Source organism: Solwaraspora sp. WMMA2080 (assembly GCF_027497395.1).
Taxonomy (GTDB): Bacteria; Actinomycetota; Actinomycetes; order Mycobacteriales; family Micromonosporaceae; genus Micromonospora_E.
On sequence record NZ_CP114910.1, the window covers coordinates 4,165,700 to 4,181,070 of the forward strand.

Consider the following 15,371-nt stretch of genomic DNA (forward strand, 5'->3'; position numbering starts at 1 on the left):
TGTCCTTCCCGTCGAGAACTCAGCCACCGAGCATTCCATGCAGCGTCGGCTCGTCCGGCAACTCGAAGCCCAACTCGCTGCGGGCCACCTGCTCCGCCTCCGCCCGGTTCACCGGCCACCGACCCCCTGCGTGGGCCGGTGCCGAAACCGTACCGGCGCCGGGCGTTGCAGAACCGTTGTCCCAGGCTATCGAGCGCGAACCGTCCGGTCCCACCTCGACGGCCAGCAACTGAGCCAGCTCACCGGCCGTGCCCCGGTCCGCGTAGTAGACAAAGTAGGCGCCGCTCCGCTCAGTCACCGTCCGGCCCGGCCCGGCAGCGGTCAGCGCATTGGTCGCCACGCCCGCCGACGCGCCGACGCCGGCTTCCGCCGTCGACCCGCCTGCCGAGCTGGCCTGCTTCGCGACGGGCGGCACCGGCGGGAGCGGCGGCACCACCGGCGCGCGATCCAGGTGGGCGTAGTCCCTACTCATCAGGTCGAGAAATGCCTGCACCGGGATCGGCTGCGGATGGCCATGATTCCAGGGATTGCGCAGCCAGATGTGCCCGTCCCGTGCCGCCACCACCTCGTACGCGTGTCCCGCGTGCAGTCCGTACGGCGGCGCTCCATTCGGCAGATGCTGATAGCGGTCCGTTGGCATGGTGCTGACGATCACCGGAATCCGCCGCGCCAACAACTGGGCCAGCGTCGCCTCGACCGTAGGCTCGCTGCCCGGGTGCGTGGGAAACCGGTCGGCGCGGGCCGGCTCGCCGGTGAGCTGGGTCAGCACCTCCGCCCACAGATCGGAAGTGCTGCCCGGGTTCATCCGGGCGTAACCGCGCGGCGCGGCCTGGTTTTGGTCTGACCAGCCCTGCCAGCTCTGCCACTGCTGCTGCCAGGCGACCTGCCGGGACTCGGTCCAGGTCCGGTCGACCGCCGCCAGCGCCTTCTCGAGCATGCTCGCCCATGCCGATCCGACCTGCGCCTGGTCGGCGTAGGCGGCCTGCCCCGGCATGATGGCGTGCACCGGGACGTCCGGAGTCACCGTGATCCGCAGTCGTCGGCCGGTCGGAGTGGTCCGGTCGCCAGGGAGGCTGCTTTCGTGCAGCAGGACGTCGACCGTGCCGTCCGGGTTGGGACGGAACAAATTACCGATCGTCTGCGGGCTGTGCCCGGCGATCGCGCCGATCGAGGCGAGCATGCCGCAGTCACCGAGAGCTCCCTGCGCGACCTGCTCCCGCCTGGGCAGCCCATTCCACAGGGGCGCTGCGGCACCCGAGTTCGGATCCACCGGACGGCCGTACTCCGGTGCCACCTCCCCGGGATCCGGCTCCGGCAGGGTGGGGTGGTCGGCGTACACGTGGATCTCGGTCGGGTCGACGGCGAGCGGTGCTGCTTCCGGCGCTTGCTCGACCGGCGCGCTCGGCGCCAGGTTGAGGATCGCCCGGGTCAGAGCGTCCGAGACCAGCACCATGGTGCGGGTCTGCGCCAGGTAGTGGAAGCTGTGGCTGCCGAGCAGCTGGGTGATCGCCGGGCTCGACCCGTACGTCGCGGTGATCGTCGCGTATGCCCGGCGGACGTCCTCGGCCAGCAGCGCCCGCCGGCCGGCGTCGGTCGCCAGGTCGAAACCCGGGTGTACGCCGCCAACGTCGACATGCGGCGCGTTCGCCAACACGTACGGGCCGATGTCGACCTGGCCGGTCAGGTCGACGTACACCCCGTCGCGGGCGATCCGCGCAGCCAGCTCCGGATCGACGGCCTGCAGTTGGGCGAGCTGATCGGCGCGCAGCCCGATCACCTGACCGGCGGAGGCCGGCAGCGTCGGCAGGCTCCGTTGGCCCTGCTCGGCGTCGACGGCGAGCCGGTGCAGCTGCTCGGTGAGCTGCGGCGCGTACGGAACGTACCCGTTGTGGACCAGCCGGGCCCGGTAGTCGCGCTGCTGGGCGCGTTGCGGCTCGGTCAGCGTCGCCGGGTCCGCGCCGAGCACAGCCAGGACGGTCTCCGGGGCGAGCGCCGGCGAGGTGAGCCGCAGCAGCAGGTTCGCCAGGTCCGGCGGCAGCTGCGCCCACCGCGCGTACGCCTGCGGGGTGCCGCCGGTCAGGCCGAGCTGGTCGACGAGTACGCCGATCTCGGCGCGCAGCGCCACCCGGGTCGGCGGGTCGGCGGCGGTGTAGCGGGCCGTCAGCGCCCGGATCCGGGTCAGCCGGGGATCGGCTGGTCCACCGTCGCGACTCGCGGCCAGATCTGGTGCCCGCTGATCCGGCCCTGCCGCCTCGCCGCCGCGTACTGCTTCATGACCACCGGTATCGGCAGGCTGCCGTGCACCGTCACCGTCCCCGACTGGTCGATGATGTAGCAGCCCATCCCGACGTGCGCCCCCGTCGCCCGCTGTTCGGTCGACGGTGTCTCCTTCGCCAGCCAGCCGAACTCGAACGGATGCAGCTCGATCGGATTCGCCGTCCCGACCAGCCGTTCGATCAGTTGCTGCGCGTCGTCCTCCGTCATCGCCCGGCACCTCACTGGTCGTCGTGGGTGGCGTCGATACGCTGCGGTCATGTCCGACGCCAGCGACGCCCGGCCCACCGTCAGCGACACCCTGTACGCCGCCATCCTCGCCAACCCCGACGACATGGACCTGCGGCTGCGCTACGCCGACGCCATCGAACCCACCGACCCCGACCACGCCGAGCTGATCCGCGCCGAGATCGCCTGCGACCTGGCCGTCGTCGCCGGCACCCCGGTCGATCCTGAATTGTCCGATCGGGCCGCCGCGCTCAGCCACCGGCTGACTCCCCGACTCGGCGCGCCCGTCGCCGGTCTGGTCACCAACTGGCTCGTCCGGCGCGGATTCGCCGAGTTCGTCAAGCTGCCGGGGGCCGATTTCCTCGACCGGGGCGCGGAGATCTACCGCCGGGTTCCGGTCCGCCACGTCTGGCTCACCCACGTCGATCCGGACCTGATCGGCCCGATCGCCGCGAGCCCGCTGCTGGCCCGACTCACCAGCCTCGGACTGAACAACAACCCGATCGGCGACGACGGACTGCGCACCCTGCTGGCCTCCCCGTACCTGCGCCAACTCCGCTGGTTGGGCCTGGTCAACTGCGGCATCACCCCGGTGGGTGCCGAACTGTTCGCCGAACTCGCCCCCCGGGTCCTGCCCGACCTGCGGTTCGTCTACTTCGCGCGCAACCGCGCCAAACTCGTCCCCTACGGTGCCGGCTTCGACGCCGTCGGTGGGCAGGACCCGATCGACGTCTACGTTCCGGAGATCGCCGAGCGGATCACCGCCGAGCACGGGCCGCTGCCCTGGCTCGACCCCGACATCGCCTGGCGGGGTGGGTACGTCGACTTCGGCCAGGTGTGACCGGGGTGGTGGCGAGCTCCGGTTCGCCTCGGCGATCCGCTGGGCGTGGAACCGGATACTTGGCGGGATGTTGCGTGAGTCGTCGGGCAGCGCTGCGGCCAGTTTGCCCAGCTCGGACTCCACCGATTGCCGGAACTCGCCGAGCGACAGAATGAGCGGGCGGGCCACCGCGGCGGCACCAAGGATCCGCAGCTGGCCGGAGGCGTCGGACAGGCCGAGAATGTCGTGGCTGCCGCCACGGGTGGTCGCCGGCCCGTGCAGCGGGCGCAACTCCAGTGTGCTGGCGAGGGCGGCGACCCCGCCCGGGTATTCGGGGGCCTGGCCGATGGAGAGGACCATCCGGTCGTACTCGTGGCGGGTGCCGTCAGTGAAGTCGACCAGGAACGTACCGTCCACAGTGTGCCGGGCGGAGACGATCTCGCGCAGCGACTGGCTGATCCGGCTATCGGTGGCGGCCACGTCGTACGCGCCGACCTCGGGCAACGTGTTGCGGCGGTTGTAGCCGCCGGAGAAGCTGCGCTGGAACCGCAACTCGGCGTCCCGGGCCGGGTCACCGGTGCGGTCGGCCGGCGGCAGCCCGACCGCGCGGGCCGACCAGTCGATGGTGGCCGCCGGTGACGCGGCGGCCTGCTCGATGTCCCAGGCCCCGGAGGCACCCGCGCCGAACACCAGCACCCGGTCACCTGGCTGGTACGCGTCGGCCAGGTTCTGCCCACCGAAGTCGACCCGGGGGCGCGCTGGCCGAGGGTCGGTAAACCGGCCATCGGCGTCGAAGCCGAGCCGCTGGGCGGCACCGGCCGGCAGCGCCGCCGGGTCGACCGGGGAGCCGTCCGGCCCGTACGGCGTGCCGGACGTCCGGTCGACGGCGTACCCGCTGTCCGGATCGACCACCAGCAGATCGGTGAGCCGGCCGGCGGTGTCAGCCAGCAGCGGCGGGTCATCCTGGCTGGTACCCGTGCCGGTCAGGATGTCGGTGTCGGTGCCGCCGAGGACCGTACGGACCGGGGCGGGCAGCGTCGCCGGGTCGACGGCCACGCCGGTCGGGTCCCGGAACACCGGCACCGGACCGGAGAGGTCGACCTGGTAGCCGGTCGCCGGGTCGACGTACCGGCCGGTTGTCGACGCCGGCGCGGCCGGCACCCGCGCCGGGCCCGGACCGGCGGCGATGTCCACGGTGGCGGCGTAGAAACCGCGCTCGCCGATCGTCACCCGGTAGTTCGCGCCATCCGGCCAACCGGCCGCAGCGTCGGCGCTGGTCGGGCGGGGGGTAATCGCGGTCGCGGTGCCCTGGTAGCTGGGCATCCCGGTGTACGCGCGGGCCGCGCCGACCGCCGCAGCGAAGTCACTGGAGAGGGCAAACTGGGTGCCTTCGTCGGCGAAGTCCGCCGGCTGGAACGGCAGGCCGGGGATCTCCAACTCGGTGGGGACCTGCCCCATCAGCAGCTGCTGCCGATCCGCCCACGGGTCGTGGCCCTGCGACACCGCCAGCACCGGCGGCAGGCCGTCCCCGGTGTCCGGCGGCGCGTCGAGGGTGGCGAAGTCGGCCGTGGCCGCCCAGCCGCCGCCGATGACCAGCCGGTCGAAGACGTGCTGCGGGTCGGCGTCGAGCGCGGCGTCGACCCGGTCGGTCAACGCCAGGTCCGCCCGGTCGCGGGCGGCGGTCGCCTGCGCGGCCCACTGGCGGGCCGCCGCCCGTACGTCGGCCTGGACGACCCGGATCTCGTCGGCCAGGCCGGGTCGGTCGCGGGCGGCCGTGAGCAGCCCGGCGAGGTCCGCGAAGGCCGGCCCCAACTGGGTACGGACGGCAGCGAACCGGGCGTCCGTGGCGGCCGTCCCGACCACCGGTACGTTCGGCACCAGGCTGTGCACCCGGTGCCCCGGGTACGGCTCCAACAGCCCACTGCTGATCAGCAGGCCGACCGCTTCGGCGTGCAGCTGGGCTACCTGGGCCGGGTCGGCGTGCCGGCCGGTGCCGGCCTGCGCCAACTGGTCGGCGACGGTACGCAGCTCGGCCAGCCGCCCGATGTCCCGCGCGGTCAGGTGCCGCTGCCCGTCACCCTCGGGCCGGGACCCTTCGGCGAGCGCCGTCGTCGCATCGGTACGCAACCCGTCGGCCCGCTCCTGGGCGATGGCGTCTACTTCGGCCAGTGCGGCGGCGACGGCCCGCCGGACATGGTCCGTGGAGGCCCGGTCGGATACCCGTACGGTCGCCCCGTCGGCGTGCGTCGCGATGGTGGCGACGGGGGCCACCGTCGTGTCGGGCGGCAGCGAGGTCACGGCGAGCGTGACGGTCACCGGCCCGGCTGAGGTGTCGAGGGTGACCGTGCCGGCGTCCGGGTCGGCGACCGCACCGGCCGGCAGCAGTCCGGTGTCGAGCGCGTCGCGTACCGCCGCGGTGACCGCGACCGGGTCGGCGTCGTGCAGCGCGCCCCCGAAGGTCGTCCCGGCGGCGGCGCTGACCAGTCCGTCCGGCGCGGCGCTGAGCGACCCGTCCGGCCCGGCGGCGGCTAGTGGTTCGGCTCCGGCTCGTCCGTCAGCGGCCACACCTGGCGGCCGGTCGTCCGGCCCGCCCGGCGGGCCGCCGCGTACTCCTGCATGATGATCGAAGGCGGCATGCTCCGGTGGGCCGTCACCGTCCCGTCGTGGTCGATCACCCAGTTCCCCTGGCCCAGACCCAGCCCCTGGGTGCGTTCCGTCTCCGAGAGGATCTCCCTCGCCACCCAGCCGAACTCGAACTCGTGGAGAGCCATCCGGTTCGGCGTCCCGACCAGCCGCTGGATCAGCTCCTGCGCGTCGTCCCGAGTCACTGTTGGTCCCTCCCCGTGCCGTCGGCGCGTCCATCGACCACAAGGTGTGCGTCGCCGCCAGGTACTCGGCGGGCGGCTGCGTCGCGGTTCCGCCGTACTGCGGATCCCACCACACCGGCCCGTCGGCCCCGTACGGGTAGACGATCAGGAACGCGTGCGAGCCGGCTGCCTGCGCGTTTCCGTCGGCGTCCAGGTGCAGCCGTCCGGTGTCCTGGTCGAAGCTCAGCCAATCGGCGACGACCAGGGCTGCACTACCTGGGCCGGCCGCCGCTACCCGCTGCTGCAGCTGCGCGTACTGCTCGGCGACCGCCGCCACCCGGTCCGCCGGTGCCCCCGGCAGGTCCGCCGGCGGACCGACCCACTCCCCGCCCAACCACTCCTCGGCCCGGCTGATCCCGTCGGCCTCACCCGTGACCCGGTCGATCGTCCCGTCGCCTGCCCGGTCCGGCCAGCGCGGTAGCGACACCATCGGCCGACCCAGAAACGTCGACAACCCCGCCAACGAACAATCCATACAATTGTTGCCACGACCCGACCGCCCCGGACCACCATCATTCACCAACCCACCAAACGGATGCGACGACGGATCCGCACCCACCACAAACCCACCACCCGACCACAACACCGCCTCAAGATCAGCCTGAAAAACCACATCCTCCAACGGCGCCAAATTCAACGGACCAACCGGACGCGGACCCGACAATTCATCGGTGTCGGCGACTACACCGGAGGTTCCGTCAGTTACTCCGGCGGCTCCGCCAGCTACTCCCTTTCCGGCGAGTCCGGCTCCGGCCACACCTGCCGACCCGAGATCCGCCCCTGCCGACGCTCCGCCACGTACCGGCTGATCGTCACCGGTACGGGCAGACTCCCGTGCACCGTCACCGTCCCGTCCCGGTCGATGATGTAGCTCCCCAGGCCGACCCGCATCCCCGTGCCGCGTTCCTGTGGACTCAGGATCTCCTGCGCCAGCCAGCCGAACTCGAACTCGTGCAGCGCCATCCGGTTCGGCGTCCCGACCAGCCGCTGGATCAGCTCCTGCGCGTCGTCCCGAGTCACTGTTGGTCCCTCCACCTGCTGCCGGCGCGTCCATCGACCACAACGTGTGAGTGGCGGCGACGACGTGCGTCGGCGGCACCGGCCACGTCTGGCCGTCCTGCGGATCCCACCACACCGGGCGATCGGCCCCATGCGGGTAGACGATCAGGAACGCGTGCGAGCCGTCAGCCAGGGCGTTGCCGTCAGCGTCGACCTGCACCTGCCCGGTACGCTCGTCCACACTGAGCCAGTCGGCGACAACCAGGGCGGCGCTGCCCGGCCCGGCCGCCGCCACCCGCTGCTGCAACTGCGCGTACTGACGGGCGACCGCCACCGCCCGCTTCTGCGGCACACCGGGCAGGTCAGCCGGCGGACCGACCCACTCCCCGCCCAACCACTCCTCGGCGCGGTCGACACCGGCCGCCTCGCCGGTCTGCCGGTCGACGGCGCCGTCCGGCAGGATGTCCGGCCAGCGTGGTAGCGACACCATCGGCCGACCCAGAAACGTCGACAACCCCGCCAACGAACAATCCATACAATTGTTGCCACGACCCGACCGCCCCGGACCACCATCATTCACCAACCCACCAAACGGATGCGACGACGGATCCGCACCCACCACAAACCCACCACCCGACCACAACACCGCCTCAAGATCAGCCTGAAAAACCACATCCTCCAACGGCGCCAAATTCAACGGACCAACCGGACGCGAGCCGGCCAGCGGCGCATCGCCGCCCGCCACGGGTACGGCCCGGTCGGCTACTCCGGTGGCGGGCCCGGCTCCGGCCACACCTGCCGACCCGAGATCGGGCCCTGCCGACGCTCTGCCGCGTACTCCTCGACCACCACCGTCGCCGGCAGGCTCGGCTGGGCGGTCACCACGCCCGTCAGGTCCACGATGAAGCTCCCCTGACCGATGTGCATCCCGGCTTGCCGTTCCTGGGTCGACAACTCCTCCCGGACCAGCCAGCCGAACTCGAACGGATACATCTCGATCGGGTTCCTGCTGCCCAGCAGTCTGCTGATCAGTGCTCTGGCCTCGTCCTCGGTCATCGACTACCCCTCCCTGCTCCGGCAATGTCGACGACTCACCTGCGGCATTCGCCGACGCCAGGCTTGTTGACGCGGTATCGCGGCCCTCACCGGACACCGGCCGGGTGCCGGTCAGGTCGGGCTGGCCTCCCGGCAGATCCGGGTCAACTCCGCCTCGCTCGGCAACGGCACCGCCGTGAAGTGATGCGTCACCGACTCCGCCATCACCCGATCGACGAGCCTGGTCTGCTCCAGGTCCGGCGTCGAATAGAGAAACGCCGCTGCTACGTCCGGACGGAAGTTCCACCTCTGCGTCGGGCGATCCCAGATCACGGCCTGCACCGGTCCGCGCCCCTGAGCCAGCGCGAGCACGTTCGCCGGAGTCCCATCCAGCTCCCCTGGCGGGTACATCAGATAGTAGATGAATGTCATAGTCAGCCGAAACCCTCCCTTGCGCTATCTGATCGGCAAGTCCCACGAAGTCCACCTGATCGAGACCGAGACGGCCAGCAAACTCCGAAAAGGTGATTCCTTGCTCATTCAACCATATCGCGAAATCACTGGCAACGTTGCGCCGCCTAGAATCACTTATCCATTTTGCAAATCCATTTTGGATCGAATTTCCGTAAGTTTCAGAAATCAGTTTCAGGCCGACCGGAAGTTGCGACGACAGCCCAGTCGATTTGTTCATTATTAAAATATTCAGAAACGCTTCAACCCTGCTCTCGGACGACCGAACAGGATCTCGGACGACCTCGTACCAACCGTGGGTCTGCTTACCAACTAGCCAGCTTCGCTTTGTCGGAAACTGGATCTCGAATACGCGACCACTGGGAGATACAAGAACGCTGTTCAGCCCATAGAACCTGTTCCCCGGATTCCAGTAGGACTTGACCTGTTGAACCTCGTATCCCCGGCCAACCAGGCCATCCAACGTCTCATTGACCGCCGAGCCATAATGTCGCTCTGGCGCCAGGAGCGAAAATCGAACTAGATCACCGACCTTGCCGAGCGCCCCTTGCAGATCAAGCCCGATAGGCTCAAATTCCACCTTGAACTTCCGCGCCAATGACTCAGCATGCTTCACCCGATGCTCGAGACCTACTGGCGTAAGCATCTCCGGCCCGACGAGTCCAATCTCCGCGCCGGCCTCGGCAGCCGCCTCAACCAGGTCTGCAAGTACAATATCGGCGTCTTGGCGAGCAGCAAGCAGAGCCGTGGCCAGGAGCTCCCGGTCGCTAGTCGAAAGGCTGTCCAGGTAGGGGATCGGCTCTAAACTCCCGGCTGAATCGGACGAAGGGTCGCTTGCGACGAGAGAAGCCGTCAGGTCCCGCTGGCCTCCTGACAGATCCGGGTCAACTCCGTTTCGCTCGGCAACGGGACCGTCGTGAAGTGATGCGTCACCGACTCCGCCGTCGCCCGGTCCACTCCTCGAAAGTTGTTGCGCTCCTGGTTCACGAACAGCACTGCTATCGCGACGTCCGGCTGGCAACTCCACTTGGCGGTCTGTCGATCCCAGGTCACCGCCATCGTCGGGCCCGGATGGTTCGCTAGGGCGATCACGTTCGCCGGGTGGTCCGACGGACGTGTCGGGTGGTACAGCAGGAAGTACTGGAACTCCAAGTCCGCCACCCACATCACCTCTCCGGTCCAGCCCGAATCCGGGCACGTCAGTGTAATCAAGTCCCCGAGCCGTAAGCACGTCGACGAGAGTCTGTTGAGTTGTAGTGAGCCACTCGCCATAGCCCTGCCGAACAGTGTTGTCCGGAGCCGTACCTGAGTCGAGCTTGCCTAGCCACGCCGCAAGTCCATTGAACTGCGCCGGCCCGAACCGGTCTGCCAGAACATCGAGGCCACCGGGTAGCCTGTCGGCCAGTCCGGCAGCCTTGTTCAGCGCGAGGATGTCGAGGAAAGCGTTGACGCGATCAGCCGAATGAGAGTCCCTGTCCCGCAGCACCTCATACAATCCGTGAGTCGCTTTTCCGACTCGCCAGCTCGCCTCGGTCGGAAACTGAATCTCGTACAGCTGACCCTCAGACGATCGAAGAGTGACGTTGAGGCCGTAGAATCTGTTGCCGAGATGCCAGAAGACCTTGCCGGTCACCACTTGATGATGAGCCGACTCAAGGCCGCTGAGGACACGGTCGACCGCGGTACCGTAGGCGGGCCCAGCGGGGCTCTGCACGGAGAAGCGGACGACGTCGTTGATCACGGCGAGCGCGGCTGGTATGTCATCGCCAACAGGGCGGTGCTCTGTCACGAATTTTTTGGCCAGCGACTCCGGATCCTTGACCCGATACTCGGTCCCGAGCAGCCTGAGTTCCTGCACACCGGTCAGGTCACCCATCATTTGTAGCCCGACGAGGACGTCGTCCAGCGTTGCCTGGATCGCCTGCGCGCTCTCCCCCGCAGCCGCCACGCCATGCTCCAGCTCCTGCCGCTCGGCTTCGGACAGCCGATCGAGATAGCTCGTCGTATCCGCAGCAGGGCCGCTAGTTATCGGCTGGCCTCCTGGCAAATCCGGGTCAGCTCCGGCTCGCTCGGCAACGGGACCGTCGTGAAGTGATGGGTCGCCGACTCCGCCGTCGCCCGGTCCACTGCCCGGACGCTGTGGCGCTCCGGGTCGGCGTACAGGATCGACGCCGCCACGTCCGGTCGGAAGCCCCACCTCGACGTCGGACGGTCCCAGATCACCGCCTGCGTCGGCCCGGTGCCGGCCGCCACCGCTATCAGGTTGACCGGCGGCTGGGTCTGGTCGTCCGTCCGATACAGCAGGTGGTAGCGAAAGGTCAGGGTCGGCATCTGTGCTTCCTATCGCATCGGGATCGAATCCGGGCAGGTCGGATGGGTCCAATCCTCGCGCAGCCAACTCCTGCCGGAAGCTGCGACTCGGGTCGGCGGCCAGCCAGTCGACGTAGTCCTGCCGCAGGCCGGCCTGGTCCTGTTTGCCGATCCACTTGGCGAAGCTGGTGTCCTTCGGGGGGCCGTACCGCTCGGTCAGCACCGGCATGCCACCCGGCATCCGGCCGGCGATGTCGTGCGCCTTGTTGACGGCGAGGATGTCGAGGAAGGCGTGCATCCGGTCGGCCGGGGTCCGCGCCGGGTCGCGCATCACTTCGTACGGGCCGTGTGTCTCCTTGCCGATCGCCCAGCTGGTGGCGGTGGGGAACTGCACCTCGAATGTTCGGCCGGTGGGCGTGACGAGGGTGCAGTTCAGCCCGAAGAACCGGTTACCGGTGTGCCAGAAGCTTTTGACGTCGGTCACCTGGTGGCCGCTGGCGGTCAACGCGTCGAGCACTCCCGCGACCGCCGGCCCGTACGCGTCGGTCTCCGGTGCCCGTACGGAGAACCGCACCACGTCGTTGATCTCGGCGAGCGCCTCCGGGAGGGAATAGCCCTTCGGCTCGAAGTCGGTGCTGAACTTGCGGGCCAGCGACTCGGCCCCTTTGACCCGGTACTCGCTGCCCAGCGGGGTCAGCGCGTCGGTGCCAGCCAGGCCAAGATCGGTGTTGAGCCGGTCGCCGATCGCCCCCAGTTCGGCAAGGATCGTGTCGGCATCGACCTGGGCGGCGGCCAGCTCGGCGAGCAGCGTGGCCCGGTCGGGCTCGGTCAACGCATCCAGGTACTCCGCTTCACTGGTCGCCCCGGTCGTCGACACCGCAGTCGTCTGCGGGCCGTCGGCCGGCACCGGATTGCCGTCGGCGTCGAGGACGATCGACCAGACCCCGTCGACCTCGCTGCCGTAGATCGGCGCGGTGTCGGAAACCTGCCGGCTCTGCGCATCGATCCAGATGATCTGCCCGTCGTGGTTGACGGCGTTCCAGGTGTGCGCTCCGCCGCCGGCCGCGGCGGTCCAGCTGGTGATGATCAGCGCGGCGGATCCGGGGCCGGCACGCCGCAGCTGGTCGGCGACCGCGTCCAAGCCGGCCGGCCCACGGCCGGCAGGCGCGAAGGACGCACCCAGCCACTGTTCCTGACGTCGGGTGCTGTCCGGCTCGGCGGTCACCGACGCACCGGTCGCCGCCGCGACCTGTGGGTCGCCGTACCAGGTGGCGAGGACGGACAGGCCGACGTCGGCGCAGTTGGTGCCGCGACCGGGGTTGGCCGGGCCGCCATCGTTGACCAGCTCCGGCCAGCGGCCGCCGCGCGGGTCGGGGTGCCGGGCCGGGTGGCCGTCCGGCCCGACCGGCACCTCGTCGGTCAACGCCTGCTGGTCGGCGGGGTCCGGCGGCACCAGACCCTGCCCGTCGCCGGTTGGTCTGGTTTCCGGCAGCGCCCGGCCGTCGCCCAACGCGCCGGAATCCGGCGGTACGGCCGGGCCGGGCATCCGTTCGGTGTCCACCACCGGGGTGACGCCGAGTATTTCCAACATCGGCCCGCACGACCGGCAGGGTGGTCGGTAGTCGCCGCGTTCGTACACCACGTCGACGTCCTGGGCGCGGCGGAACTGGTGGGTGACGATCCGCGCCCCGGCCAGCTCCGATCGGGCGTACGCGTCGAAATCGCCGATCCGGCCGGCATCCTGCCACTGCCGTTCCAACTGGTAGACCACATCGGACACCAGGGCGACCTCGGCGCACCGCCCGTGCCCGCTGCCGACCCGGCTGACCTGCTGAGCGACCTCGGCGAGCACTGTCTCGACCAGCGGGTGCGGCGTCGGCTGGGTGGCCGGGTCGGTGCTCTGGTCGGCGGTCATGCTGCTGTGTGTGTTGAGCTGCCCGCTGCGGGTCATCAACGCGCCGACCACGCCCGGCCGTTTACCCATCGAGATCTGTTCGCCGGGAGTGGCCTGCTGCTGGTGCCGGGTCACCGCACCCGTAACGGCGTCGGCCAGGGCCCGGGACGCGTCGATGAGCGCCTGGTCAGCGTCCGCGCTGTTCGGATCGCCGTCGAACTGGACCGGGTCCAGCTGCCAACTGTGCGTACCGGTGCCGGTAGGGCCGGCCGACCGCTGCAGGGTCTGCGGGTCGACGGTGGTGCCGGAGGATGGTTGCCGGGGCGCCGGGCCGGACGGCTGGTCCGGCCCGCCGGTGGTCGCGGCCGGCGGCGGCGCCGTGGTGGTGGTCCCGGGCGGGATGCCGACCGACTGGCCGGGCTGAGCCGGTACGGCCGGTGCGGCCGGTGCGGCCGGTGCGGCCGGTGCGGCCGGTGCGGCGACAGCCGGCCCGAAGCTGACCGACCCGGCGGAGGGTCCGGCGGCAGGTCCGGCAACCGGTGCCGGTGGCCGGACCGGTGCCGAGGTGGTGCCGGTCAACGAGCTCTGGGGAGCAGCCGTGGTGTTGCCACCGGCCGTCGACGCCGCTGTTGCCTGGGCAGTCGTCTGGGCTCCGGTCTGGACCGGCCCGGGTGTCGACGTCGCAGCCGGTGTGGACGACGCAGCCGGTGTGGACGTCGCAGCCGGTGTGGACGTCGAACCCGGTGTGGACGGGGAGCTCTGCGGGCCGGCGGCGGTCACGGCCGGAGCCGCCGCCTGCGCCGACGTACCGACCCCGGCCGGAGCACCGGCGGCGACCTGTACCGGCGGCCCGTCGTCCGCCCGAGTCGGCCCTACGCCGTCCGACGCCGTGACGTCCGGCGAGGTGATGTCCGGCGACGTGATGTCCGGCGAGGTGATGTCCGGCGACGTGATGTCCGGCGACGTGATGTCCGGCGAGGCGGTGCTGGTCGACGGCGCGTCGGTCGACGGCGCGTTCGCCGGGCTGGCGGTGTCGCCCACGCCGACCACCGACGGCTGACCCGAGGTGACCACCGGTGGAGGCTCGGCACCAACAGTCGGCTGGATGCCGGGTTGGTCGACGACCGTCGGGGCCGCCTGGGTCGTCGGGGCGTCCTGCGTGGTCGGGGCCAGCGAGATGGAGCCGGCCCCGGAATCCGGTACGGTCTGCGGCGTCGGGTCAGCCGTGACCGGAGCCGGGACGGCGGTACCCGTACCGCTGGCCGGGTCGGACCCGAGCGCGCCAAGGTCGATCCCGGCGGCGTCCACGCTCGTCAACTGAGCAATGCCGGCCAGGTCGACGGTGCCGGGCACGCCGGTCGGCGGCGCGACACCGCCCAACCGGTTGGCCCAGCCGGCAGCCGTGCTGCCGGCTGACGCCGCCGCCATGGTTGCACCGCCCCGACCGGCACCGCTGGTGAATCCACCGAGCGCCCCCTGCCAGCCGGGGCTGGTCCACTGCTGGTTGACGGCGAGGTTCGCGGCAACGCTGGCCGCCGGGGAGATCACCGCGTTCTGCATGCCGGCGGTGACCGACCGGCCGCCCCAGCGGACGACGCCAGCGCCTCGGAAGTCCATTGCCGGCGGCCGGAACGACACCGGCACCCGGGGTGCGACCGTGTTACGCAGCAGCCGGTTGCCGCCGAAGCCGAGCATGCCACCGAACGCGCCGCCGACCCCGGCGGTGAGGGTCCGCCGGCCGTCCCAGTTGTCGCGGTTGCCCTGGGCGACCTGGAACGCCTGGGCACCGATGTCGATGATCAGCTCTTCGCCGATCTCCTGAGCCAACTCGATGCCCAACTGGGTGCCGAGCCGCTGGGCACCGGCGCGGGTGACGTGCGTGGTGGCGATCCGGGCCGAGCTCTGCAACGCGGCCCGCATCCCGGCCTGGGTGAGCATCTGCCGGCCGAGCTGGGCCAGCAATCGACGGAACGCGACGGTGACCGCCTGCCGGCCGGCGGCGAGGATGCCGGGGATGGCACCCGCGGAGACGCCGCCCAGCCAGGCCATCAGCAACGCCACGAACACCGCGATCACCGTGATGGCCACCGCGATGAGGATGGTCAGCTTGGCGTACTCGATCTCGGTGGCCGCGGTGTCACAGCCGTTCGCGAAGGCGGCGGCGGCCTTCTGCAGGACCGGCAGCCCGGTGTTGGGGCCGACCCCGACCTGCTGCCAGAAGTTGGCGAACTTGGCACCCGCGTCGCCGCCCCAGCTCTCGATGACCCGCAGCGCGGCCGGGTCAGCGTCGGCCAGTGCGACCCGTACCACCTCTTCGAGCTCGCGCCAGGCGGCGGCGAGCTCGCGCATCTGGTCCTCGTCGCCGGTCGGCCACGCCTCGCCGGCGCTCACCCAGGTGACGGCGTCCCAGACCCACCCGTACTCGCCGAACCACTCCCGCGGATTGATGATCGCCACGTCGTGGGCCCTCCGA

General features: G+C 70.5%; 1 protein-coding gene. It reads right to left on the reverse strand.

All coding sequences use genetic code 11. The features are described 5' to 3' along the window. Nucleotides 1-19 precede the first annotated feature (19 nt). The gene (locus O7543_RS18920; protein WP_281567172.1) at nucleotides 20-15,355 is read right to left on the reverse strand and encodes a toxin glutamine deamidase domain-containing protein; all 15,336 of its coding nucleotides are present in this window, start codon (nucleotides 15,353-15,355) and stop codon (nucleotides 20-22) included. Between the last annotated feature and the right edge of the window lie 16 nt (nucleotides 15,356-15,371).